Below are 22,897 nucleotides of genomic sequence, written 5' to 3'. Positions count from 1 at the left end.
AGCATGAGCGACACCCCGGACAGCGCCGTCCGTACGTACACCGAGCAGCACCGCGCGGCCTTCCTCGACGACCTCGCCGAGTGGCTCCGCATCCCGTCCGTCTCCGCCCAGCCGGAGCACGACGCAGACGTACGGCGCAGCGCCGAATGGCTGTCCGGCAAGCTGGCCGGGACCGGGTTCCCCGTCACCGAGATCTGGGAGACGCCCGGCGCACCCGCCGTCTTCGCGGAGTGGCCGTCCGAGGATCCGGACGCCCCCGTCGTCCTCGTGTACGGCCACCACGACGTGCAGCCCGCAGCCCGCGAGGACGGCTGGAGCACCGACCCGTTCGAACCGGTGATCCGCGACGGCAGGATGTACGGACGCGGCGCGGCCGACGACAAGGGCCAGGTGTTCTTCCACACACTCGGCGTCCGCGCCCATCTCGCCGCGACCGGTCGCACGACCCCCGCGGTACACCTCAAGCTCCTGGTCGAGGGCGAGGAGGAGTCCGGCTCACCGCACTTCCGCGCGCTGGCCGAGGAGCGGGCGGCCCGCCTCGCGGCCGACGTCGTGATCGTCTCCGACACCGGCATGTGGGACGAGAACACCCCTACCGTCTGCACCGGCATGCGTGGCCTCGCCGAATGCGAGATCGAGCTGCGCGGCCCCGCCCAGGACATCCACTCCGGGTCCTTCGGCGGCGCCGTCCCCAACCCCGCGACCGCCCTCGCCCGCCTCGTCGCCGCCCTCCACGACACGGACGGCAGGGTCGCGGTCCCCGGCTTCTACGACGGGGTCACCGAACTCACCGAGACCGAACGGGCCCTCTTCGCCGAACTGCCCTTCGACGAGGACACCTGGCTACGTACGGCGGCCTCGCAGGCCACCGCCGGCGAGGCCGGCTACTCCACCCTGGAGCGCGTCTGGGCCCGTCCGACCGCAGAGGTCAACGGCATCGGCGGCGGCTACCAGGGTGCGGGCAGCAAGACCGTCATCCCCTCGTCCGCCCTGGTGAAGCTGAGCTTCCGACTGGTCGCCGGACAGGACCCGGAGCGGATCCAGGAAGCCGTCCGCAGCTGGGCCGAGGACCGCGTCCCGGCCGGTGTTCGCCACCGGATCACCTTCGCGCCGGCCACCCGCCCCTGTCTGACGCCGCTGGACCACCCCGCTCTCCAGGCGGTGGCCCGCGCCATGGGACGGGCCTTCGGGACGAAGATCCTCTTCACCCGCGAAGGAGGCTCGGGGCCCGCCGCCGACCTGCAGGACGTGCTCGGCGCGCCCGTCCTCTTCCTCGGCATCTCCGTACCGTCCGACGGCTGGCACGGCCCCGATGAGAAGGTCGAGCTCGACCTCCTCCTCAAGGGCGTGGAGACCACCGCCCACCTGTGGGGCGAGCTGGCCGACGCACTCCGCTGAATCTCTGAACGCCCGATCCGCCCCCGGGGGAGTAGGAAGCACCTGTGAGCACCTTCGACAACGCCACCGCAGACCGTCCGATCGGTCTCACCGCGCCCAGCGGCATCGACCGCGCGGCGCACCACCGGCTCGACGAGGCCTGGCTCGCCGCGGCCTGGAGCCACCCGACGACCAGAGTCTTCGTCGTCTCCGGGGGGCAGGCGCTCATCGACGACACCCCTGACGGCGGCACCGAGCTCGTCATGACGCCCGCCTTCGAGGCGCCGGTCACCGAGACCCACCGCTACTTCCTGGGCACCGACGAGGACGGCGTGCGCTACTTCGCGCTCCAGAAGGACTCCCTTCCGGGCCGTATGGACCAGTCCGCGCGTTCCGCCGGCCTGCGCGAGGCCGGCCTGCTCCTCGGCCCGCGCGACGCCGGTCTGATGGTGCACGCGGTGGCCCTGGAGAACTGGCAGCGGCTTCACCGCTTCTGCTCACGCTGCGGCGAGCGCACCGTCATCGCGGCGGCCGGACACATCCGCCGCTGCCAGGCCTGCGGGGCGGAGCACTACCCGCGGACCGACCCCGCGGTGATCATGCTGGTCACCGACGACCAGGACCGTGCCCTGCTGGGACGCCAGGTCCACTGGCCCGAGGGCCGCTTCTCGACGCTCGCCGGTTTCGTCGAGCCGGGGGAGTCGATCGAGCAGTCCGTGGCCCGCGAGGTGTTCGAGGAGGCGGGTGTCACCGTCGGCGAGGTCGAGTACATCGCCAGCCAGCCCTGGCCGTTCCCGTCGAGCCTGATGCTCGGCTTCATGGCGCGCGCCACGTCCTTCGAGATCAACGTGGACGGCGAGGAGATCGAGGAGGCCCGCTGGTTCTCCCGCGAGGACCTGACGGCGGCCTTCGACTCCGGCGAGATCCTGCCCCCGTTCGGCGTCTCGATCGCGGCACGCCTCATCGAGCTCTGGTACGGCAAGCCCCTCCCGAGGCCGGGCAGCGCGAACTGACGGCGACGGCCCCGGAGCTCTCGCCCGGGGCCGCCGTCCTAGGGCGTGTTTCGAAAGTCCCGCCTGTCTGGCGACGCCTGGCACGCACGCTCGCCGCGTTGTCGGGATCACCCCGATACATCCAGTATCGGGGCGACCCTCCGCCTTGCGATCGCACGCACCAGACGCCGCCAGGCCCGCCCTTCGGGCGGACGGCGCTACTTTCGAAACACGCCCTAGGTGTCCGTGTCTCCGCCTCAGGCGCCGATCTTCTGCTTGACCTGGGCCAGCGAGGGGTTGGTCAGCGTCGAACCGTCGGGGAACAGCACGGTCGGAACCGTCTGGTTTCCGGCATTGGCCTTCTCGACGAAAGCTGCCGACTCCGGGTCGTGCTCGATGTTGACCTCGGTGTACGCGATGCCTTCGCGGTCCATCTGCCCCTTGAGCCGGCGGCAGTAGCCGCACCACGTGGTGCTGTACATCGTCACAGTGCCCGGCATGTCGTCGGCGCTCCTTTGTCTGGTCGGTCTCGTCCGAACGCGGGGCGCACGCACGCGTACGTATCCCGCATGGAGGGAACGTACGAGGACTGACCACCATTCCCCGAAGTCTCCCGCCGGTATGACGAACGGCACCCCCTGTGGACAACCGCCGCGACGGTCCCTCACGACCTGGCAGCATGGCAGGGTGACAGCAGCAACGCATTCCACCCTTTTCCCGCAGGTCCCCGACTCCGCGGACGCCGTGCTCGACGGGCTCGACCCCGAGCAGCGCGAGGTCGCGCTGGCCCTCGGCGGACCCGTGTGCGTGCTGGCGGGAGCGGGTACGGGCAAGACGCGGGCGATCACGCATCGCATCGCCTACGGGGTGCGCGCCGGGATCCTGCAGCCGACGACCGTGCTCGCCGTCACGTTCACCAACCGGGCGGCCGGGGAGATGCGGGGGCGCCTCCGCCAGCTCGGAGCGACCGGTGTCCAGGCCCGGACTTTCCACTCCGCGGCCCTGCGTCAGCTCCAGTACTTCTGGCCGAAAGTAGTCGGTGGTGAGCTGCCGCGTCTGGTGGAGCGCAAGGTACAGCTGGTGGCCGAGGCCGCGGCGCGCTGCGGGGTCCGGCTCGACCGCAACGAGCTGCGGGACGCCACGAGCGAGATCGAATGGGCCAAGGTCACCCAGACCGTGCCCGCCGACTACCCTGCCGCGGTCGTGAAGACCCAGCGGGACGCGCCGCGCGACCCGGCCGAGCTCTCACAGATCTACGCGATGTACGAGCAACTGAAGCGTGACAGGGCGGTGATCGACTTCGAGGACGTGCTGCTGCTCACCGTCGGCATCCTCCAGGACCGGCACGACATCGCCGACCATGTGCGCCGCCAGTACCAGCACTTCGTCGTCGACGAGTACCAGGACGTCAGCCCGCTCCAGCAGCGGCTCCTCGATCTCTGGCTCGGCGACCGGGACGATCTCTGCGTCGTCGGGGACGCCGGTCAGACGATCTACTCCTTCACCGGTGCCACCCCCGACCACCTGCTCAATTTCCGCACCCGTCACCCGGGCGCGACCGTGGTCAAGCTGGTGCGGGACTATCGCTCGACACCCCAGGTCGTCCACCTGGCCAACGGCCTGCTGAGCCAGGCCCGGGGCAAGGCCGCCGAGCACCGGCTCGAGCTGATCTCGCAGCGGGACAAGGGCCCGGAGCCCGTCTACACGGAGTACCCGGATGAGCCCGCGGAGGCCGAGGGCACCGCACGGAGGATCCGCGACCTGATCGCCGCCGGGGTCCCGGCCGGTGAGATCGCCGTGCTGTACCGGGTCAACTCCCAGTCCGAGGTCTACGAGCAGGCACTCGCGGACGCGGGCGTGCCCTACCAGCTCCGCGGCGCCGAGCGTTTCTTCGACCGCCCGGAGGTGCGGGAGGCTGGCGTCGCCCTGCGCGGAGCAGCCCGTGCGGGAGGCAACGACCCGCTGCTCGACGGCGCCGACGATCTTCCGTCCGAGGTGCGGGCGGTGCTCTCCACCAAGGGATGGGCCTCCAAGCCGCCCGCCGGCTCAGGAGCGGTACGGGACAGGTGGGAGTCCCTTGCCGCGCTGGTGCGACTGGCCGAGGACTTCGAACAGGCCAGGCCGGGCGCCACGCTCTCCGATCTCGTGGCCGAGCTCGACGAGCGTGCCGCGGCACAGCACGCCCCAACGGTTCAGGGCGTCACCCTGGCGTCGCTCCATTCGGCCAAGGGCCTGGAGTGGGACGCAGCGTTCCTCGTCGGGCTCACCGAGGGGATGATGCCGATCGCCTACGCGAAGACGGACGAACAGGTCGAGGAGGAACGCCGCCTGCTGTACGTCGGCGTCACCCGGGCTCGCTTCCACCTGTCGCTGTCCTGGGCTCTGTCCCGGTCGCCGGGTGGCCGGGGAAACCGCCGGGCGACCCGCTTCCTGAACGGACTGCGTCCCGGTTCGGCCGCGCTCGGCACGCGTGGCGGTACGGGTGGAGGGGGCGGCATCGACCGTGGCTCCCGTGCGGGTACGGGCAGCGTCGGCGGGGAGAGGCCGGCCCGGCCCGGCCGGCGGGGACCGGTGCGGTGCAGGGTCTGCGGCAAGACACTCACCGAGGCCGGTGAGATGAAATTGATGCGGTGCGAGGACTGTCCCTCGGACATGGACGAGGGGCTGTACGAGCGGCTGCGCGAGTGGCGCGCGGACCGGGCGAAGGAGATCAGCCAGCCCGCCTACTGCGTCTTCACGGACAAGACCCTGATGGCGATCGCCGAGGCGGCGCCGGGCAGCGAGGGTGAGCTCGTCGTCATCTCCGGTGTCGGCAACAGGAAGCTGACCCGGTTCGGGAGCGAGGTACTGGCCATCTGTGCAGGCAGGGCCGTGGGTCAGGAGCCGGAACAGGGCGACGGCGGCGTGTGAGGAGAACTCGTCGAAAAAATAGTTTGCGCCCGCAGCAGCAAGCACCATAGGTTCTTAACCACGGGAACAGCGACTTCTCTGAAGCCCTGACTCCGTGCTGTACTTATCCGAATACCGCAGGATCGGCCCCGGCCGGTCCCTTGAGACGCCGAGAGGAGGCGATTGTCGTGATCAGCATCATCAACACCATCAACGTGACCGATCCGTCGGTCGTCTCCGCCTGCTCGCTCGGCCTCATGCGCTCTTCGGAGCTCTCGCTCCATGGCACCGCTGTGTCCGGTACCTCCGTGGTCAGCTCGCTGTCCCTGGCGAGCCTGCCTGTCCGGGAGCGCAATGAGCGACCGACCGAGGCACCGGAAGCAGCAGTAGTGAAGGGACAGGCCTCGGCCTATGCCTTTGCGGCAGCCGCAGCCGGTGCCGGAGCCAAGAAGCAGACGACGCAGCACCACACGATGTGGGCCTTCCGTGGGCCTGAACCCTGGAGTGATCCAGCCTGATTCGAATCAGGCCGGCGCCTTCAGGGCCGCGGAACCCCACTCGGGATCCGCGGCCCTTTTGTTTTGTCCGAACGGACGAGACGAGACGAAGGAGCCTCGGGACAGCAGGACCTGGTACCAGCCGCCAACCGGCCAACAGGCCGGCACGACCAGACGAGGACAACGCCACCGTGCAACTCGAGACGCACGCCCCGTCCGTACCGCCTTCCGACACGATCTCCCCGCCCGGCCTCACGGAGGACTCCACCTTGCTCCCCCTCACCGCGCTCACCGCGCTCGACGACGCCATCGAGAACCTCGGCGTGCCTGTCCCCTGCCGTTCCTACGACCCGGAGGTCTTCTTCGCCGAGTCGCCGGCCGATGTCGAGTACGCCAAGTCCCTCTGCCGGACCTGCCCGCTGGTCGAGGCCTGCCTCGCCGGAGCCAAGGAGCGTCGCGAGCCGTGGGGCGTCTGGGGCGGTGAGCTGTTCGTGCAGGGCGTCGTCGTCGCCCGCAAGCGGCCGCGTGGGCGTCCGCGCAAGAACCCGGTCGCGGCGTGACCGCCGGCCTGGGGGTCATGTCCCCCACACGAACGAAGCGCATCGGAACCATCGACCGTCCCCAGACTCATGACCCCCGGAATCAGGCACCAATGACCACCAGCACGAAGGAGCCCGTCGGCTCCGCGACCCCGGACGTCACCATCATCGGCGCGAACGACTCGCGTCAGAACAGGACCCGCGAGATGCAACTCATCCCAGAAGCCATGGCTCGTGCGCATATGCACGACCGCCTGCGGGAGGCCGAGGAGGGACGCCAGGCTGTGCGCCTGGTGGCCGCCCGGCGGATGCAGCGCCGTGCGGAGCGTGCCTCGATGCGCGCCCGCCGTGCGCTCGCCATGGCTGTCATGCACTGACAGCCGCACCAGCAGTACGGTGCACCACGGCTGCCGGGCCGCCGCTCGGCCTCGCAGGCAGCCACCCCTCCCCTTGTCGCAGGGCCGGCCCGAACGGGCCGGCCCTGCGGCGCGTGGCGCCGTGCGAGGCTCACCTCCCCGGAGTCGGCGCCGCCCCGCTTCCGGGGTGTCCCTGCTCCCTCGTGAGCCCCTACACCTCGACCGCCTCGCCCTCCTCCGAGCTGTCCCGGGCGTTCGCTGCGGTGTCGCCCTCTTCGGCCCCGGACTCCGGCAGGAAGCCCGGCAGCCAGGCTTCGAGTTCGTCCCGCAGACGGACGGTCGCACCCAACTGGCACAGCACCCCGATCGTGCTGAGCGTCACGCGGTGTATCAGCAGGTAGGACGGGGGGAGATTCAGCTGCTTTCCCAACTGATGTGCCGGAGAGCGCGGATCGGCGATCCTGGCGGCCTGACTGCGCAGCCAGGAACGGGTGAAGGTGAACTCGTCCACCTGCGCCGGCTCGATGATGGGAAGCAGATAGCCGAGCACCGCGTCCGCATCGAGATCGATCGACTCCTTGACGAAGCCGGCTTCGCGCAGCATGGCGTAGACGGCGTCCGCATCCCCGTCCAGTGTCATCCGCAGGGCTTCGCCGATGGTCTGCGGCAGACCGCCCGGAAGACGGTCGACCGTGCCGAAGTCCAGCACCCCCAGGCGCCAGAGTGTGCGACCGCCGTCGGGCTCGTCCCCGTCCTCACCGGTCACAGCTGCCGGGGGGAGCAGCCGGAAGTTACCCGGGTGGGGGTCCGCGTGCAGCAGACCGGTGCGCGCGGGCCCCGAGAAGAGGAAGCGCGCCAGTAGCTGGCCGGCCCGGTCCCGTTGCTCCGTCGTACCGTCAGCGATCACTTCCGAGAGGGGGATTCCCTCGATCCACTCCGTTATCAGTACCTGCTCGGACTGATGCACCACTGCCGGGATAACGACATCCGGATCGTCCTCGAACTCCGCCACGTGCTCATCCTGCGCCCGGGCCTCGAGTCCGTAGTCCAGCTCCTCCGACACCCGGTCGCGCAGCTCCGTGATGAGGGGCTTGATGTCCATCCCGGGGACCAGTGGACCGAGCAGCCGTGCGAAGCGGCTGAGTTGGGTGAGATCCGAGAGCAACGCCTCGCCCGCGCCCGGGTACTGCACTTTCACGGCCACGTCGCGTCCGTCGTGCCAGACGGCGCGGTGGACCTGCCCGATCGAGGCCGCGGCAGCGGGGCTGTCGTCGAACTCCGTGAACAGATCCCGCCAGTCTTCGCCCAACCGCTCCGCCAGGACCCCGTGGACGGTGCGGGTCGGCATGGGCGGTGCAGCTTCCTGAAGCTTGGTCAGCGCAGCTCGGTAAGGACCCGCGACATCCTCGGGCAGTGCTGATTCGAAGACGGACAGTGCCTGACCGAGCTTCATCGCGCCGCCCTTCAACTCGCCCAGCACTTTGAAGAGCTGATCCGCCGTGCGCTGCTGAACCTCACGGGCCACCAGTTCGGCGGACTTTCCGCCGATCCGCTTGCCCAGGCCCCATGTGGCACGCCCGGCGAAGCCCAGCGGCAGGGCTGCCAGCTTCGCGGTACGGGTGACCGCCTTCCGGGGAAGATCAGACATGTGCCCCTCCAGTTCCCAGACTGCCGTGTCGCGTGCGTATCCGGCTGCGCTCCGTCGGCGGCGGTCACCCGGCCATTGTGTCCTGCGGGGCGCCGGCCGTGGAGGTGAGCTCCACCTCAGTGTGCCCGGCTGCCCCACAGACACAGCCGGGGTGTGGTCCCAGCCGCTCCGACCGCCAGTCCAGCATCGGCATGGCGGCCTCCCACCGCGCGCCCGTGCTGGCGGGGAGCTCTCCGTCGAGGAAGGACAGGGCGTGGGCCGAGGCGAGGCCGGCCACGGCTGTGGCCAGGCCGAGATCGCAGGCCTGGACGCATGTGCGCCGTCCGGACCTCCACTGTGCGAGCATCCGCGGCCACTGAGGGTCGGCCTCCGCGCGACGCAGTGCCAGGCAGCCCGCGCAGCCGGTGCCTCCGGGCAGCACCAACGGCCCGACCACTCCGGTGGCTTCGATCACCCCCGCGTAGAGGTGCGGGGTACCCGAGGCGATCCACGGTGCGGCGGTATCCGGATCGGGGGCGTAGACGCAGAGGCCGTCCCTGGGGGCCACCACGATCAGGGACAGCGCCGGTTCACCGTTGGCCGGAGGCGTACCCGGCCCGCCCGGGCGTGGTGCACCGCCGACCGCGGACCTGCGCACCAGCTGCCGGGCCGCCGTGTCCCGGCGCTCTCCGACCGACGAAGCCGGGATGCCGCCCGGCGTGACGTCCCAGGGCTCGGCGCGCCCTCCGTCGAGCACCTCGACGTGGCCCACCCCCGATGCGGACAACACTGCGGCGATCGCCGCGCCCACCCTGCCCGCACCGCGCACCTGCACCCGCATCGCGCGCCGTGCCGCGAGTCTGCGCAGCCCGCTTCCGGGCGCCGGATGGACCACGGAGAGGGCTGCCGCGTCCGGGCGCTGCCGCTCGAGGGTCTCGGCCCGACGGCGTAAGGCGTCCGCCTCCGGGCCCCCCGCATCCGGATCGTCCAGCAAACCGGCCTCGGAGAGACGCGATACGAGAATGTCCACGTGACGGTCCGACAGGTCCAGAGCCCTGGCCTCTTCGCGAAGCAGAGGAAGTCCCCGTGTTCCGTCGAGCAGTTCCAGAAAGCTGCCGGTGGCGATATCCATCGGCCCCAGCGTCACCGCGTGCGCGGGGGTCACACCGAATTGCACGGTGTTCCGTCCACGCCAGGCCCGGCGGAGGGCGGGCTTCAGCATCGGATGCATGACTTCTCCCAGGTCGATGTCGAGATCCGTTGCCAGAATGCAACGTTGCGGCGTGACGAGCGGAAAGTTATCCACAGGCTGCGGCATTAGTCGTTCAAATGGTGCAAGCCGAGAAGTGGATCAACGCCGAACCGACGAGGAGGCGGGACTTCCCGCACTGGCAACGGGTAACGTCGTGGCGTGCCCGCCGACTCCTCTCCCGGTCTCGCCGGGGAGACCCCTGCGCGCCGCGACGCCGGACGCCGACCGCGCGGCGCGGCCACCCAGCAGCCCCGCGCGGCGGTGACGAGCGCGGTCGAGGTCCGCCGGAGTGCCCGGCGCAGCAGGACGGTCTCCGCGTACCGGGAGGGCGATCGCACCATCGTGCTCATCCCGGCCCGGATGTCGGAGGCCGAGGAGCAGCGCTGGATCGGAGTGATGCTCGACAAGCTCGCCGCGCAGGAGCGCAAGCGCGTCATCGGCGACAGCGAGCTCGCCGAGCGGGCGGAGCGGCTCTCCGGGCAGTACCTCGGTGGCCGGGCGTTGCCCGTCTCCGTGCGGTGGGTGACCAATCAGAACACCCGCTGGGGCTCCTGTACCCCGGCCGAGGGCAGCATCCGTCTTTCGCACCGGCTGCAGGGCATGCCGGAGTACGTCGTCGACTACGTACTCCTCCACGAGCTGGCCCATCTGCTGGTCCCGGGGCACGGGCCGCGTTTCTGGCGGCTCCTGGAGGCCTACCCCCGTACCGAGCGTGCGCGTGGCTATCTCGAGGGAGTCGTGGCGGCCGACCGGCTTCCGCAGCTGCCCGCCGCCCGCGAGGAGTGAGGTCGCCGATTCTGTACCGGGTCTGTACCGGCTTGGCTCGTTGTCTTGGTTTGCGGTTAGCCTGACGCGACGCATTCACCTTCGGGATGGGGGACGGTCGTTACGCATGGCCAGGGAATTCCAGCGCGGCCACAAGGCCAGAATCAGTGATCTCACGTCAGGGACGGATCTGTACGTAGGCGTGCAGATCGGAGGCCCCGGCCTGACGTTCGACATCAGCTGCTTCGGTCTCGATGCCCATGAGCAGCTCTCCGACGACCGGTATTTCATCTTCTTCAACCAGCCGAAATCGCCTGAGGAGTCCATTCAGCTTCTCGGTGCCCAAGCCGGTGACACCGAGTCGTTCCGCGTCACCCTCGACCGCGTTCCGGCCGGCATCCACAAGCTGTCCTTCACCGCGACCCTCGACGGCGCCGGACAGATGTCGCAGGTCGGCCCCGGATACATCCGGATCGTCGCGGGCGGCGAAGAAGTGGTGAGATACGCCTTCACCGGCTCGGAGTTCACCACCGAACGCGCGGTCATGCTCGGCGACTTCTATCTGAAGGACGTCTGGCGGTTCGCCGCGGTCGGCCAGGGCTTCGACGGCGGACTCGACGCGCTGCTCAAGAACTTCGGCGGCGAGGTCGCCGAGGAAGCTCCCGAGACACCGCCCCAGGGGGCGGCCCCCTCGTTCGCACCGCCCGCCCAGCCCTCCGCACCTCCTGCCTTCGGTGCCCCGGCCGCTCCGCAGGCGCCGCAGCCCGCGCCGGGTTTCGGCGCCCCGGCAGCACCGGCTCCCGGCCCGCAGCAGCAGCAGCCGACGCACGCCGCGCCGACCATCGCGGCACCGGTGGCGCCCGCACCTCAGGCGCCCGCACCGTACGGGCAACCGCCCCAGCAGCCGCAGTTCAGACAGGTCCCGGGCCAGGGCGCCCCGCCCGTCGCACCGCCGTTCGGGCAGCAGCCCCCCGCCGCACCGCCGTTCGGGCAGCAGGCGCCGAGCACGTTCGGCCAGCAGCCCCCGGGCATGCAGCCAGGTATGCCGCAGGGCGTACCCCAGGGGGTTCCGGCGGGTGGCGCAGGCCTGCAGGCCGCTCTGCAGCCGTACAAGGAGGCGCCCACCGGGCAGCGCTGGACCTCGCAGAACCAGCAGCTCATGCGCGTCGACCTGACGATGGGCGGCAACCCGGTGCTCGCCCGTCAGGGCAGCATGGTGATGTACCAGGGCAAGGTCGACTTCGGTTACAAGGGCGCCGGTTTCGCGGGCCGCATGGTCGGCAACGCGACGGGCCAGGAGATGCAGCTGATGCGCTGCACCGGCCGTGGTCAGGTCTTCCTCGCCGAGGAAGGGGCGCATCTGCATCCCATCGAGCTGCAGGGTGACGGCATCTGCGTCTCCGCGGAGAGCGTCCTCGCGTTCGACGAGTCCCTGCAGTACGAGGTCCGCAGGATCGAGGGACACGGCATTCCCGGCGGCGCTCTGTTCACCATGCAGTTCCAGGGCACCGGAACGGTCGTGGTCAAGACCCACGGCGTACCGGTCGTCCTGCCGGTCACCCCGACCACCTTCGCGGACTGCAACGCCGTCGTGGCCTGGTCGTCCGCCTCCCAGGTGATCCTCTCCAGCCAGGTCCGGCTGCGCCGTAACGCGTACCCGGGTCACAGCGGGGAGACCGTGAACCTCCAGTTCCGGGGAGCCCCCGGCAACTTCATCGTCGTCCAGCCCTACGAGGTCTGAGGGAGCCCGTCATGAATCAGCAACTCGCGGGCTTCGCCCCGACCCCCGTCACGGCCCGCATGGAGAACCACGGCCGCACGATGCTCAAGGTCGCCATGGCCACCGGCCACGACCTCTACGCGCGCACCGGCTCGATGGTGGCCTACGAGGGCTTCATCCAGTACGAACCCAACCCGCCCGCCGTCCGCCAGATCGCGTCCCAATGGATCTCCGGCGAGGGCGCACCCCTGATGAAGTGCGCCGGCGACGGTCTGCTCTACCTTGCCGACTACGGCGCCGACGTGGTCGTCATCAACCTCGACAACGACTCGCTCTCGGTCAACGGCACCAACCTCCTGGCCTTCGACGGCCACCTCACCTGGGATGTGGAGCGGGTCAAGGGACTGGCCAAGTTCGCCGGTCAGGGGCTGTGGAACGTAGGGATCCAGGGCACGGGGTGGGTCGCCATCACCTCGCGCGGCACACCGATCGTCGTCGACTGCGGCAGGGGTGAGGACGAGACCTACGTCGACCCGGACGCCCTCGTCGCGTGGTCCCCGAACCTCAAGGTGAAGGGCAAGCGCAGCTTCAAGGCGAGCTCGCTCATCGGGCGGGGCAGCGGTGAGGCCTATCAGATGGCCTTCTCGGGTCAGGGCATCGTCGTCGTCCAGCCGAGCGAGGACAGTACGGACCGTCTGCGGATCCGGCACTGAACGGGGGAGAACACACATCATGCAGAGTCCGCTTTTCAGCCACACCGAACAGCAGTCGCAGGACCGGTACGCCATCCAGAATCCGCAGCTCCTACGGGTCTCGCTGACCGGCCACGACGACGTCCTCGCCCGTAAGGGCGCCATGGTCGCCTATCAGGGCCTCATGGAGTTCGACGGGGAGTACCAGTCGCACGGCCAGCGCCGCGCCCGCCGGAACACGGGCGAGGGCCTCGACCTCATGCGCTGTTCGGGCCAGGGCACGGTCTATCTGGCCAACCTCGCCCAGTACATCCACATGGTCGACGTCGACCACGAGGGCATGACGGTCGACAGCTCCTACGTCCTCGCGCTTGACTCCTCGCTGCACACCGAGGTCATCGCGGTGGACAGCCAGTACGGGATCTCCGGCACCGGCAAGTACCAGCTCAACATCTCAGGGAGTGGCAAGGTCGCGCTGATGACCTCCGGCCAGCCGCTGATGATGCAGGTCACCCCGGACAAGTACGTCAATGCCGACGCCGACGCGATCGTCGCCTGGTCGAGCGGGCTGAGGGTGCAGATGCAGGCCCAGACCCACTCCTCCGGCGTCATCCGACGCCGGGGCAACACGGGGGAGGGCTGGGAGCTGAGCTTCCTGGGACAGGGGTTCGCCCTGGTCCAGCCCAGTGAGGTGCTGCCGCCGCAGAACGCCCAGATCGGCCAAGGGGCCGCGGCCCAGCTCGGCGTAGGTCAGCAGGGTTCCCGCGGCCAGAACCAGAACAACGCCTGGAACTGAGCCGTCCGTGCAGCGGTGAGGGGCGGTCTCGCGGAGACCGCCCCTCAGCGGGCCCTAGCCGTTCTGCTCCAGCCGTGCGCGGGTGCTCTCCAGCAGCCGCGCGACCGAGGCGTCCGCGACCCTCGCCACCTCGTCGTAAGGGAACCAGCGCAGGTCCAGGGACTCGTCGCTGATCTGCTCCACCGCCCCCGCCGACGCCGTCGCCGCGTACTGCACGTCGAGGTGCTGGTGGCAGGGCGCCGGGATGGGGTGGCGGTCCAGCCGCACGGGCCCCCCGGGCACCAGGGAGAGACCGGAGATCCCTGATTCCTCCGTGGCCTCGCGGAGCGCCGCCGCTGCCACGGTGGTGTCCTGCGGTTCGCAGTGACCGCCCATCTGCAACCACATGCGCAGCTTCCTGTGCAGCGTCAACAGGACCCTGCCGCGCTGCGGGTCGACCACCAGAGCGCTGGCCGTCAGATGCCCGGCTCCACACGCCTTCCACATGCCGTCGGGGTGGTCGGCCAGATGATCCAGGTACGTCAGACTCAGCTCCGCCTGTCGCGCGTCGCCCCCGTCGTAGCTCTTGAGTACCGAAACCGCGTCGTCATGCAGGCTCACTTGCCGGTGTCGTCCTTGCCGTCGCTCCGCGGGTCGTCCCCGGTCCCGTCCTCGCCCTGGTCCTCACGGCCCTCGGCGACGGGCTTCTGCGGCCCCTTCGCCGCTTCACCGAGCATCTTGTCCAGCTCGGAGAAGTCCAGCTGCTCGTGGTGGACGAAGCCGTCCGGGTCGTCCAGGTCCTGGGCCGTCGGCAGCATGTCCGGGTGCTCCCACAGGCCGTCACGGCCGTCGACACCGCGGGCGTCCGTGAGCGAGGCCCACAGCCGTGACGCGTCCCGCAGCCGGCGCGGCCGCAGCTGGAGCCCGATGAGTGTGGCGAAGGTCTGCTCGGCCGGACCACCGGAAGCGCGGCGCCTGCGCATCGTCTCGCGCAGCGCGTCCGCCGAGGTCAGCCGGGACTTCGCGGCCTCGTGCACCACTGCGTCCACCCAGCCTTCGACGAGGGCGAGGGCGGTCTCCAGACGGGCCAGCGACGCCTTCTGCTCCGGGGTGTCCTCCGGCTGGAACATGCCCTGCTGGAGGGCGTCCTGCAGCTGCTCGGGCTGGGACGGGTCGAACTGGCCGACGACGTCCTCGAGCTTGCTGGTGTCGACCTTGATGCCGCGCGCATAGGCCTCGACCGCACCGAAGAGATGCGAGCGCAACCACGGGACGTGGGCGAAGAGCCGCTGGTGGGCCGCCTCGCGCAGCGCCAGGTACAGCCGTACCTCGTCCTGCGGAACGCTCAGATCCTTGCCGAACCGCTCGACGTTCAGCGGAAGCAGCGCGGCCTTGCCGGCCGGCGCCAGCGGAAGGCCGATGTCGGTCGAGCCGACGACCTCACCGGCGAGCACGCCCACGGCCTGCCCGATCTGCTGGCCGAACATGGCACCGCCCATGGACCGCATCATGCCGATCAGCGGACCGGCCATGGCCTGCATCTCCTCCGGCAGCACGTCGCCCATGGCCAGGCCGACACGCTCGGCCACCGGGTCGACCAGCTGCTGCCAGGCGGGCAGCGAGGCCTCGACCCACTCGGCGCGGCTCCACGCCACCGTCGAGACGGAGCCCGACGGGAGCGAGGTCACGCCGTCCAGCCAGAGGTCGGCGAGACGCAGCGCCTCGTCGACGGATGCCCGCTCCGCAGGGCCGACGCTCGCGTCCTTGCTGCCGTCCGCGGTGCCCTGCGACACCGTCTGGCGGGCGATCTGCTTGGCCATGTCCCAGTTGACCGGACCGCCCTCGTAGCTCAGCATCTGGCCGAGCTGCTGGAAGGCGGCGCCCAGATCGTTCGGGTTCATCGAGCCGAACATCGCGGCGAACGGGTTGTCCCCGCCCGCGCCGGGCCCGAAGCCGAACGGGTTCGCCGGCCCGCCCGGGCCCTGCCCACCACCGGTGGGGTCCTTCTTCTTGCCTTCGTCGCCGTCGTCCGGCTCCTCCGGCGGAAGGCCGAATCCGAATGGGGTGTCACTCACGGGTTTCCTCGGCTCGTAGGGCCGCCGGCTCGAACCGACGGCGACTGCCCGACATCACCATCCAGCGTAGACACCGAAGACCGCTTGGGCCCTCAGTGCTCCGTTGGCTCCCGGCCTGCGGCAGGATGGACGCCACCTGGTACGTACGCGTCATTCGGGTACGTACTGAAGACAACCGCTGGAGACGCCCGGTGAGTTCCCCAGATCCGCAGGTTCGCGCAGCGCGAAACCTGGCCGACCCCTCGCCCGAAAGCAAGCCGACGAAAAATTCTTCCCGAAGCCGCGGCCCCGTCGTCGCGGTCACCGGTGCCGCGACCGGCGTCGGTGAGCTGCTCACCGCCCACCTCGCCGCATCCGACGAGATCAAGCAGGTCATCGCCATCGACGAGCGCCGGGGGGATGTCTCCGAGGCCACGTGGCACATCCTGGACGTACGGGACCCCGCCATCGCCGAGAAGCTTCGCGGCGCGGACGTCGTCGTCCACATGGCCCTCGACCTCGACCTGGAGACCGATCCCGCCGCCCGTACCGCCTACAACGTGCGTGGCACCCAGACCGTGCTGACGGCGGCGGCTGCAGTGGGCGTCCACCGGGTCGTGCTGTGCACCTCGGCGATGGTCTACGGAGCTCTGCCCGACAACGACATCCCGCTCTCCGAGGACGCGGAGCTGCGGGCCACCGCGGAGGCCACCGGTGTCGGTGACCTGCTGGAGATCGAGCGGCTCGGCCGTCGCGCGCCCCGCGCCCATCCCGGCCTGAACGTCACGGTGGTGCGTCCCACGGTCCTGGTCGGCGGTACGGACACGGCGCTCACCCGGTACTTCGAGTCCCCCAGGCTCCTCGTCGTCGCCGGCTCACGCCCGGCGTGGCAGTTCTGCCACGTGGACGACCTGGTGAGCGCCCTGGAGTACGCGGCTCTCGAGAAGATCGAGGGGGAGTTCGCGGTGGGCTGCGACGGCTGGCTCGAACAGGAGGAGGTCGAGGAGCTCTCCGGAGTGCGTCGGATGGAACTGCCGTCCGCCGTCGCTCTCGGCGCCGCCGCCCGGCTGCACCGGATCGGTCTCACGCCCTCACCGGCCGGTGATCTCGCCTACACCATGCATCCCTGGGTGGTCAGTGTGAGCCGGCTCCACGACGCGGGATGGCGCCCACGGTGGACCAACGAAGAGGTCCTGGCGGCGCTCCTGGAAGAGGTGGAAGGGCGCCACACGGTCGCAGGCCGACGGCTCGGCCGCAAGGACGCCACCGCAGCGGGCGCCGCCGGGGCGACCGTCGCGCTCCTCGGTACGGCGGCCCTGGTACGGCGGGCCCGCAAGGCGCGCCGTCGTTTCTGAACCGACGGCGGCCCGGACGCCCCGCCTGGTAGGAGGCTCCGAGCGGGCCGGCCCGCCACTGGTCGAACACGCTGTTCCGGGATGTCGGTGCCGTGCGGCACGATGGCCCCATGGCACGTACCCACAACCACCCCGGCGAGCAGACGGCCCAGGACCCCATCCGGCTGCTGGACATCCGTGACACACCGCTCTCCGTCGACGAGGTCTTCCGCGCGGTCGGTGACGACGCCGCGGGAGGCACGGCCCTCTTCGTCGGCACGGTGCGCAATCACGACGACGGGCAGGACGTCGGCGCCCTCGGTTACTCCTGCCATCCGACGGCCGTCGACGAGCTCCGCAGAGTGGCCGAGAAGGTGGTGGCGGAGTTCCCGGTGCGGGCTCTGGCCGCGGTCCACCGGGTGGGTGACCTGGCTGTAGGCGATCTGGCGGTGGTCGTCGCCGTCTCCTGCGCCCATCGGGGTGAGGCCTTCGACGCCTGCCGCAAGCTGATCGACGACCTCAAGCACGAGGTGCCGATCTGGAAGCACCAGCGTCTCTCCGACGGTACGGAGGAATGGGTGGGCGCCTGCTGAGCGCAAACCGCCCCAGGGGGCATCAGCCCCGATTTGCGTAACCGCCCCCCTGCCACGAGCGTTGCTCCTGCACGTGGTTAATCTTCTGATCGTCAGTTGCGGTCGCTCATGGGGTAGGGAGGTCGTGATGGCAGCACTCGCCTGGCTGTTGATTCCACTCATAGCTGCTCTTGGCGCAGCGATATGGGGAGGGTGGGCAGCCCGCAATCGAACGACCGGTGATGTCACCGAACTCGCCGGCTACGCCAGGTTCCGTGAAGCGATGGAGAAAGAGCGCTCCGGTTCCGAGGCCGTCTGAACCTCCGCAGCTGTACGCAGCTGCCGATCCGGTACCGCACCGCCCGGACGTACCGGAACTGAACGGCCCCGAGGGTGCGACGACAGGCCGTTCCCGTACTGTCGTTCCATGCCACGCCGCACCGCGACGATGCTCGCCTCCACCCTCATCCTCATCGCGCTGCTCTGCGCAGGCGTGCTGATTCGCGTGCCGTACTCGGAGATGTCTCCCGGACCGACGGTGAACACGCTCGGAGACGCCCGTGGCGAGCCGGTCCTGCACATCAGCGGTCACAAGACCTATCAGACCTCCGGCAACCTCAACATGACGACCGTTCGTGTCACCGGAGCGGACTACGACATGAACATCGTCGAGGCCGTCTACGGCTGGCTGGCCCACGACAGCGTGGTCGTGCCCCACGACACCCTCTACCCGGACGGCAAGACCGAGGAGGAGTCGACGCAGGAGAACGCCGAGGAATTCAGCCAGTCGCAGGAGAGCGCCAAGGTCGCCGCCCTGGAGGAGCTGAAGATCCCCGTCACCTCCCGCGTGGTGGTCGCCACGGTCGTCAAGGACAGCGCCGCCGTGGGCGTGCTGCACGCCGGTGACGTGATCGAGGCCGTCGACGGCACGGCGGTCGAGGAGCCGGAGGACGTCGCGAAGCTCGTCACGAAGCACGAGCCCGGCGAGGACGTCGTCTTCACGGTCGTCCCCGCCAAGACGGCCGCCGCCGCCGAGAAGGCGGGGAAGGAGCCGCAGGGCTCCCAGGACGTCACCCTGACCACGCGGAAGGCGCCCGAGGACCCCTCGGACCTCTCGAAGGACCGGGCGATCGTCGGGATCCAGGCAGGGACGGACCACGTGTTCCCGTTCGAGATCGACATCAAGCTGGCCGATGTCGGCGGCCCGAGCGCCGGACTGATGTTCTCGCTGGGCATCATCGACAAGCTGACGCCCGGGAAGCTGACGGGCGGCGAGTTCATCGCCGGCACAGGCACCATCGACGACGACGGCAAGGTCGGCCCCATCGGCGGGATCACCATGAAGCTGGTCGGCGCACGCGACGAGGGTGCCGAGTACTTCCTGACTCCGGACGACAACTGCGCAGCCGCGGCCTCCGACATCCCGAGCGGCCTCACCCTGGTGAGGGTGAAGACCCTCGACGACGCCAAGAAGTCCCTGGAGAAGATCCGGACGGGGGACACGGCCGGCCTGCCGAGCTGTTCGACGAGCTGAGGCCGGCCCCCGCCGGAGGGATCAGGACTCGAAGGTCGCCGCGAGTGCTTCGGCCAGCCCGGGGACGAGTCCCGCACCGGTCAGGACCTCGGTCGGGGAGTCCTTCTCCCGCAGTCGCACGGCGGAGTCCCGTGCCCCGTCCCGCAGCACCGCCACGGTCATGCGCACCTCCTGCCGGTCCGGGTGTTCGGTGACCCACTTGGTCAGCTGGGCGTCGGTCAGCCCGTCCGGCACGGAAGCCTCCGCGGAGGGCGGCAGCATCATCCGCTCCACGGTCATGGCGCAGCCGACCACGGCGTCGGGCCACGCGATCGTGGCCAGGAACTCGTCCAGCGCGGTGCCGGCGGGGAGCTCCTCCTGCTCGACGGGGGTGAGAGCGGCGGTGGTGGAAGCGGTGTCGTCGAGGCCGAGCTGGGCGGCGAGGCCGGGCTCGTGGGCCCGCAGCCGGGCGGTGTCGACCAGGGCGAACAGCCTGGCCGGCTGGTCCCAGCCGAGACCTGCGGCGTAGGCGTCGATTTCGAGGACGGCGACGGTGAGTGGACTCGCGGCCATCGGGGGGCCTGAGGGGGAAACGTTGGGCATGCTCAATATCCTGCCTCCTTATGCCCCGGGAACGGGAACTAGGTAAAGCCTCGGTAAGTTGCATAGGTGGGCTCTACGATCGCTGGGCCTGCTTCACACGACCGCGAACTTCGAGGTGCGCACGTTGGCTTTCCAGATGCCGGACCGCGGCGGAGGCCCGACCGGGCCACGGATCAGAGTCGGCCGCCCGTCCCGGCGCGTCCGTACCCTGCTCATGACATTGGGCGTCCTGGCGGTTCTCGCCATGGCCTTCGTCATGTTCGCCGGGTTCTGGACGGACTGGCTCTGGTACAGGTCGGTCGAGTTCTCGTCTGTCTTCACCACCACTCTGTGGACCAAGATCGGGCTGTTCCTCGTCTTCGGACTGCTGATGGCCGTCGCCATCGGCGTGAACATCTGGCTCGCGCACCGGTTCCGGCCGCCGCTGAGCGCGATGTCGCTGGAGCAGCAGAGCCTGGACCGCTACCGGATGAGCGTCGCCCCGTACAAGAAGTGGGTGCTGCTCGCGGTCACCGCGCTCGTCGGGCTGATCGCCGGTGCGTCCGCGTCGGGCCAGTGGCGTACCTGGCTGATGTACGCCAACGGCGTGCCGTTCGGGCAGAAGGACCCCCAGTTCCAGCTGGACGTCAAGTTCTACGCCTTCGACCTGCCGTGGTACCGCTTCATGCTCGGCTTCGGATTCGCCGCCGTGGTGCTGTCGCTGATCGCGGCGGCGCTGACCCACTACCTCTACGGCGGGCTGCGGATCACGAGCCCCGGAGCGCGGGCGACGGGTGCGGCCACCGGTCACCTCTCGGTGCTGCTCGGCATCTTCGTCGCGCTGAAGGCCGTGGCGTACTGGCTCGACCGGTACGGCCTGGCCGTGAAGTCCAGTGACTTCAAGGCCACGGACAACTGGACCGGTCTGCGGTACGTCGACGCCAACGCCTATCTGCCGGCGAAGACGATCCTGTTCTGCATCGCCGTGATCTGCGCGCTGCTCTTCTTCGCGACCCTCTGGCGGCGCACCTGGCAGCTGCCGGTGATCGGCCTCGGCCTGATGGTGCTGTCGGCGATCCTGATCGGTGGTCTCTACCCGGCGATCGTGCAGAAGTTCCAGGTCCAGCCCAACGAGCAGGCCAAGGAAGCGCCGTTCATCCGGAAGAACATCGACGCGACACGAGATGCCTACGACATCGACGACGCGCAGGTGGACGACTACTCCGGCAAGGGCACGACGACGGACGAGGCCAAGCTCCGCGCGTCCGCGGACGATGCCGCGAGCTACCGGGTGATGGACCCGAACGTCGTCTCCCCGGCCTTCCAGCAGCTCCAGCAGAAGAGGAACTACTACCAGTTCCCCAAGACGCTGGACGTCGACCGTTACAAGGGCGAGGACGGCAAGGAGCAGGACACCGTCATCGGCCTGCGCGAGCTGAACCTCGCCGGTCTCCCCAAGCGGAACTGGATCAACGACCACTTCACGTACACCCACGGCTACGGTGCCATCGCGGCCCGGGGCACCACGACGGGCACCAACCCGGCGGGTTCACCGGACTTCACCGAGTCGGGCCTGCCGACCAGCGGCGAGCTGGACGAAGGGTACGAGCAGCGGATCTACTACGGCGAGAAGACCGAGCAGTACTCCATCGTCGGCGGGCCCCAGAAGGAGCTCGACTACGAGGAGGACGGCGAGAAGACCACCAGTTACAAGGGTGACAGCGGGGTCAGTCTCGCCAACGCCTTCAACCGTGCTGCTTACGCCGTGTCGTTCAGCGAGCCGCAGATACTGTATTCGGGAGCCATCGGCGACGGTTCACGGATCTTGTACAACCGCACGCCCAAGGAACGGGTCGAGGCGGTGGCGCCCTGGCTCACGATCGACGGTGACGCCTATCCGGCGGTCGTGGACGGGCGGATCCAGTGGGTCGTCGACGCCTACACCACGACCAACGGCTATCCGTACGCCTCGCGTACGACGCTCGGTGACACCACGGCCGACTCGCTGACCACCAACCAGCGTGCGGTCGTCGCCCAGCAGAACCAGGTCAACTACATCCGCAACTCGGTGAAGGCCACCGTCGACGCGTACGACGGCAAGGTGAAGCTCTACGAGTGGAACACCGAGGACCCGGTGCTCAAGACGTGGCGCAAGGCCTTCCCCGGGACGGTGAAGGCCAAGAGCGACATCCCGCAGGAGCTGATGGACCACCTGCGCTACCCGCAGGACCTGTTCAAGGTCCAGCGTGAGCTGCTCACGCGGTACCACGTGGAGGACCCCGCACAGTTCTACAGCGGCAGTGACGCCTGGCAGGTGCCCGACGACCCCACCAACAAGGAGCCCGGGGCCGTTCCGCCGTACTACCTGAGCATGAAGATGCCGGGCCAGGACGCGCAGAAGTTCTCGCTCACCACGACGTTCACACCGAAGGGGCGGCCCGACCTGGGGGCGTTCATGGCGGTGGACGCGGACGCGGCCAGCAAGGACTACGGCACGATAAGACTGCTGAGAGTCACCACCACCGTGAAGGGCCCCGGTCAGGTACAGAGTGAGCTCAACGGCAACGACGACGTCGCCGAGTTCGTGAGAAACCTCAAGGGCACCGACTCGGACATCGAGTACGGCAATCTGCTGACCGTGCCGCTCGACGGAGGTTTCCTCTACATCGAACCGGTCTACACGCGCGGTGGCACACAGAACTATCCGCTGCTGCGCAAGGTGGCCGCCTCGTACGGTTCGAAGATCGTCTTCGAGAACAGTCTCGGGGAGGCGCTCAACGCAGTCTTCGGCGCGGAGGGCGATACGACCACGCCGCCGACGGAGGAGCCGACCGAGCCACCGGGTGACACGACGGAGCCCCCGGCCACCGGGGAGGCGGCTCTCAAGAAGGCCATCGCGGACGCCCAGAAGGCGTACACGGCGGGAGAGGCGGCACTCAAGGAGCAGGACTGGGAGGCCTACGGCAAGGCCCAGGCGGACCTCCAGGAGGCGCTCGAACGCGCGGCGGCGGCACAGCCCGAGGGGGCCGGCGGCGCTTCGGCGTCCGAGGGTGCCACGAAGCCCGAGGGCGACGACCAGGGCAGTTGAGAAAGGCGCACCCCGCGTCGTGGTACGGTTTGAACACAACGACGCGGGGTGGAGCAGCTCGGTAGCTCGCTGGGCTCATAACCCAGAGGTCGCAGGTTCAAATCCTGTCCCCGCTACTGAAAGGTGAAGGCCCGGATCCTTTGGGATCCGGGCCTTCGTCATGCCATGGAACGTTTTCTCAAGTTGTCGGCGTGAAGTGCGGTTCGCGGGGCACGAGTTGAGCTCGATCGTGTTTCACTTGTCTCTCTGTGGGCATGTCGACAAAACGCTGAA

Annotated in this window: 21 protein-coding genes and 1 tRNA gene; 16 read left to right on the top strand and 6 right to left on the bottom strand. The window is 69.4% G+C overall.

Going from position 1 to position 22,897, the window contains the following annotated elements; all coding sequences use genetic code 11:
- The first annotated feature begins 3 nt into the window (after positions 1-3).
- Both ACFYSH_RS07135 and nudC read left to right on the top strand, forming a co-directional pair.
- Positions 4-1,398 carry a dipeptidase gene (locus ACFYSH_RS07135; protein WP_359479194.1) on the top strand — a complete coding sequence of 465 codons (1,395 nt, stop codon included), beginning with the start codon at positions 4-6 and terminating at the stop codon, positions 1,396-1,398.
- Between the two features lie 44 nt (positions 1,399-1,442).
- Positions 1,443-2,390, top strand: a complete 948-nt coding sequence (gene nudC, locus ACFYSH_RS07130; protein ID WP_359479191.1) for an NAD(+) diphosphatase — start codon at positions 1,443-1,445, stop codon at positions 2,388-2,390.
- A 236-nt stretch (positions 2,391-2,626) separates the two neighbouring features.
- Here nudC and ACFYSH_RS07125 read toward each other — a convergent pair whose 3' ends face one another.
- Complete coding sequence (locus ACFYSH_RS07125) at positions 2,627-2,869, bottom strand: mycoredoxin (protein ID WP_359472242.1); 243 nt, start codon at positions 2,867-2,869, stop codon at positions 2,627-2,629.
- Between the two features lie 187 nt (positions 2,870-3,056).
- Here ACFYSH_RS07125 and ACFYSH_RS07120 point away from each other — a divergent pair, with 187 nt between their 5' ends.
- The 4 genes from ACFYSH_RS07120 (at position 3,057) to ACFYSH_RS07105 (ending at position 6,671) form a co-directional block, all read left to right on the top strand.
- Entirely contained in the window at positions 3,057-5,279 is a 2,223-nt protein-coding gene (locus tag ACFYSH_RS07120; protein WP_359472244.1) for an ATP-dependent DNA helicase UvrD2, read from the top strand.
- 167 nt (positions 5,280-5,446) lie between these two features.
- Complete coding sequence (locus ACFYSH_RS07115) at positions 5,447-5,776, top strand: hypothetical protein (protein ID WP_359472246.1); 330 nt, start codon at positions 5,447-5,449, stop codon at positions 5,774-5,776.
- A 170-nt stretch (positions 5,777-5,946) separates the two neighbouring features.
- The gene (locus ACFYSH_RS07110; RefSeq protein WP_325744921.1) at positions 5,947-6,315 is read left to right on the top strand and encodes a WhiB family transcriptional regulator; all 369 of its coding nucleotides are present in this window, start codon (positions 5,947-5,949) and stop codon (positions 6,313-6,315) included.
- Positions 6,312-6,671, top strand: coding sequence for a hypothetical protein (locus ACFYSH_RS07105; protein ID WP_359472249.1), 360 nt, complete (start codon positions 6,312-6,314; stop codon positions 6,669-6,671). Before ACFYSH_RS07110 ends, ACFYSH_RS07105 begins: the two co-directional genes overlap by 4 nt.
- Before the next feature lie 190 nt (positions 6,672-6,861).
- Here ACFYSH_RS07105 and ACFYSH_RS07100 read toward each other — a convergent pair whose 3' ends face one another.
- A complete protein-coding gene (locus tag ACFYSH_RS07100) occupies positions 6,862-8,298 on the bottom strand; it encodes an AarF/ABC1/UbiB kinase family protein (RefSeq protein WP_359472251.1) in 1,437 nt (478 codons plus the stop codon).
- Between the two features lie 64 nt (positions 8,299-8,362).
- Positions 8,363-9,508 (bottom strand): TOMM precursor leader peptide-binding protein, encoded by a 1,146-nt coding sequence (locus ACFYSH_RS07095; RefSeq protein WP_359472253.1) that lies wholly within the window; start codon positions 9,506-9,508, stop codon positions 8,363-8,365.
- 180 nt (positions 9,509-9,688) lie between these two features.
- Here ACFYSH_RS07095 and ACFYSH_RS07090 point away from each other — a divergent pair, with 180 nt between their 5' ends.
- The 4 genes from ACFYSH_RS07090 to ACFYSH_RS07075 all read left to right on the top strand — a co-directional run bounded on the left by ACFYSH_RS07090 (position 9,689) and on the right by ACFYSH_RS07075 (position 13,502).
- A complete protein-coding gene (locus ACFYSH_RS07090; protein ID WP_359472255.1) occupies positions 9,689-10,315 on the top strand; it encodes a M48 family metallopeptidase in 627 nt (208 codons plus the stop codon).
- Between the two features lie 106 nt (positions 10,316-10,421).
- Entirely contained in the window at positions 10,422-12,035 is a 1,614-nt protein-coding gene (locus ACFYSH_RS07085) for a TerD family protein (RefSeq protein ID WP_359472257.1), read from the top strand.
- Between the two features lie 11 nt (positions 12,036-12,046).
- Positions 12,047-12,727, top strand: a complete 681-nt coding sequence (locus ACFYSH_RS07080; protein ID WP_359472259.1) for an AIM24 family protein — start codon at positions 12,047-12,049, stop codon at positions 12,725-12,727.
- A 19-nt stretch (positions 12,728-12,746) separates the two neighbouring features.
- Positions 12,747-13,502: an AIM24 family protein gene (locus ACFYSH_RS07075; protein WP_359472261.1), complete on the top strand. Its 756-nt coding sequence runs from the start codon at positions 12,747-12,749 to the stop codon at positions 13,500-13,502.
- Between the two features lie 54 nt (positions 13,503-13,556).
- Here the strand turns inward: ACFYSH_RS07075 and ACFYSH_RS07070 are convergent, their stop codons facing one another.
- Entirely contained in the window at positions 13,557-14,102 is a 546-nt protein-coding gene (locus ACFYSH_RS07070; RefSeq protein WP_359472263.1) for an NUDIX hydrolase, read from the bottom strand.
- Complete coding sequence (locus ACFYSH_RS07065) at positions 14,099-15,556, bottom strand: zinc-dependent metalloprotease (protein ID WP_359472265.1); 1,458 nt, start codon at positions 15,554-15,556, stop codon at positions 14,099-14,101. Before ACFYSH_RS07065 ends, ACFYSH_RS07070 begins: the two co-directional genes overlap by 4 nt.
- Before the next feature lie 191 nt (positions 15,557-15,747).
- Here ACFYSH_RS07065 and ACFYSH_RS07060 point away from each other — a divergent pair, with 191 nt between their 5' ends.
- From ACFYSH_RS07060 to ACFYSH_RS07045, 4 genes are all read left to right on the top strand, one after another.
- Positions 15,748-16,890 (top strand): SDR family oxidoreductase, encoded by a 1,143-nt coding sequence (locus tag ACFYSH_RS07060; protein WP_359472268.1) that lies wholly within the window; start codon positions 15,748-15,750, stop codon positions 16,888-16,890.
- A gap of 110 nt (positions 16,891-17,000) precedes the next feature.
- Positions 17,001-17,462, top strand: coding sequence for a molybdenum cofactor biosynthesis protein MoaE (locus ACFYSH_RS07055; protein WP_388751243.1), 462 nt, complete (start codon positions 17,001-17,003; stop codon positions 17,460-17,462).
- A 127-nt stretch (positions 17,463-17,589) separates the two neighbouring features.
- Positions 17,590-17,760 carry a hypothetical protein gene (locus tag ACFYSH_RS07050; protein ID WP_359472272.1) on the top strand — a complete coding sequence of 57 codons (171 nt, stop codon included), beginning with the start codon at positions 17,590-17,592 and terminating at the stop codon, positions 17,758-17,760.
- Between the two features lie 108 nt (positions 17,761-17,868).
- Positions 17,869-18,975 carry a PDZ domain-containing protein gene (locus ACFYSH_RS07045; RefSeq protein WP_359472274.1) on the top strand — a complete coding sequence of 369 codons (1,107 nt, stop codon included), beginning with the start codon at positions 17,869-17,871 and terminating at the stop codon, positions 18,973-18,975.
- A 21-nt stretch (positions 18,976-18,996) separates the two neighbouring features.
- Here ACFYSH_RS07045 and ACFYSH_RS07040 read toward each other — a convergent pair whose 3' ends face one another.
- A complete protein-coding gene (locus ACFYSH_RS07040; protein WP_359472276.1) occupies positions 18,997-19,557 on the bottom strand; it encodes a PPA1309 family protein in 561 nt (186 codons plus the stop codon).
- 136 nt (positions 19,558-19,693) lie between these two features.
- Between ACFYSH_RS07040 and ACFYSH_RS07035 the strand changes: the two genes are divergently transcribed.
- Complete coding sequence (locus ACFYSH_RS07035; RefSeq protein ID WP_359472430.1) at positions 19,694-22,624, top strand: UPF0182 family protein; 2,931 nt, start codon at positions 19,694-19,696, stop codon at positions 22,622-22,624.
- A gap of 42 nt (positions 22,625-22,666) precedes the next feature.
- Positions 22,667-22,740: transfer RNA gene (locus tag ACFYSH_RS07030), tRNA-Met, on the top strand.
- The last annotated feature ends 157 nt before the right edge of the window (positions 22,741-22,897 follow it).

Origin of the sequence: Streptomyces sp. NPDC005791 (genome assembly GCF_042871485.1) — a bacterium.
GTDB lineage: Bacteria > Actinomycetota > Actinomycetes > Streptomycetales > Streptomycetaceae > Streptomyces.
The sequence above is the reverse complement of the archived record's forward strand: the minus strand, read 5'-3'. Positions and strand labels throughout refer to the sequence as shown.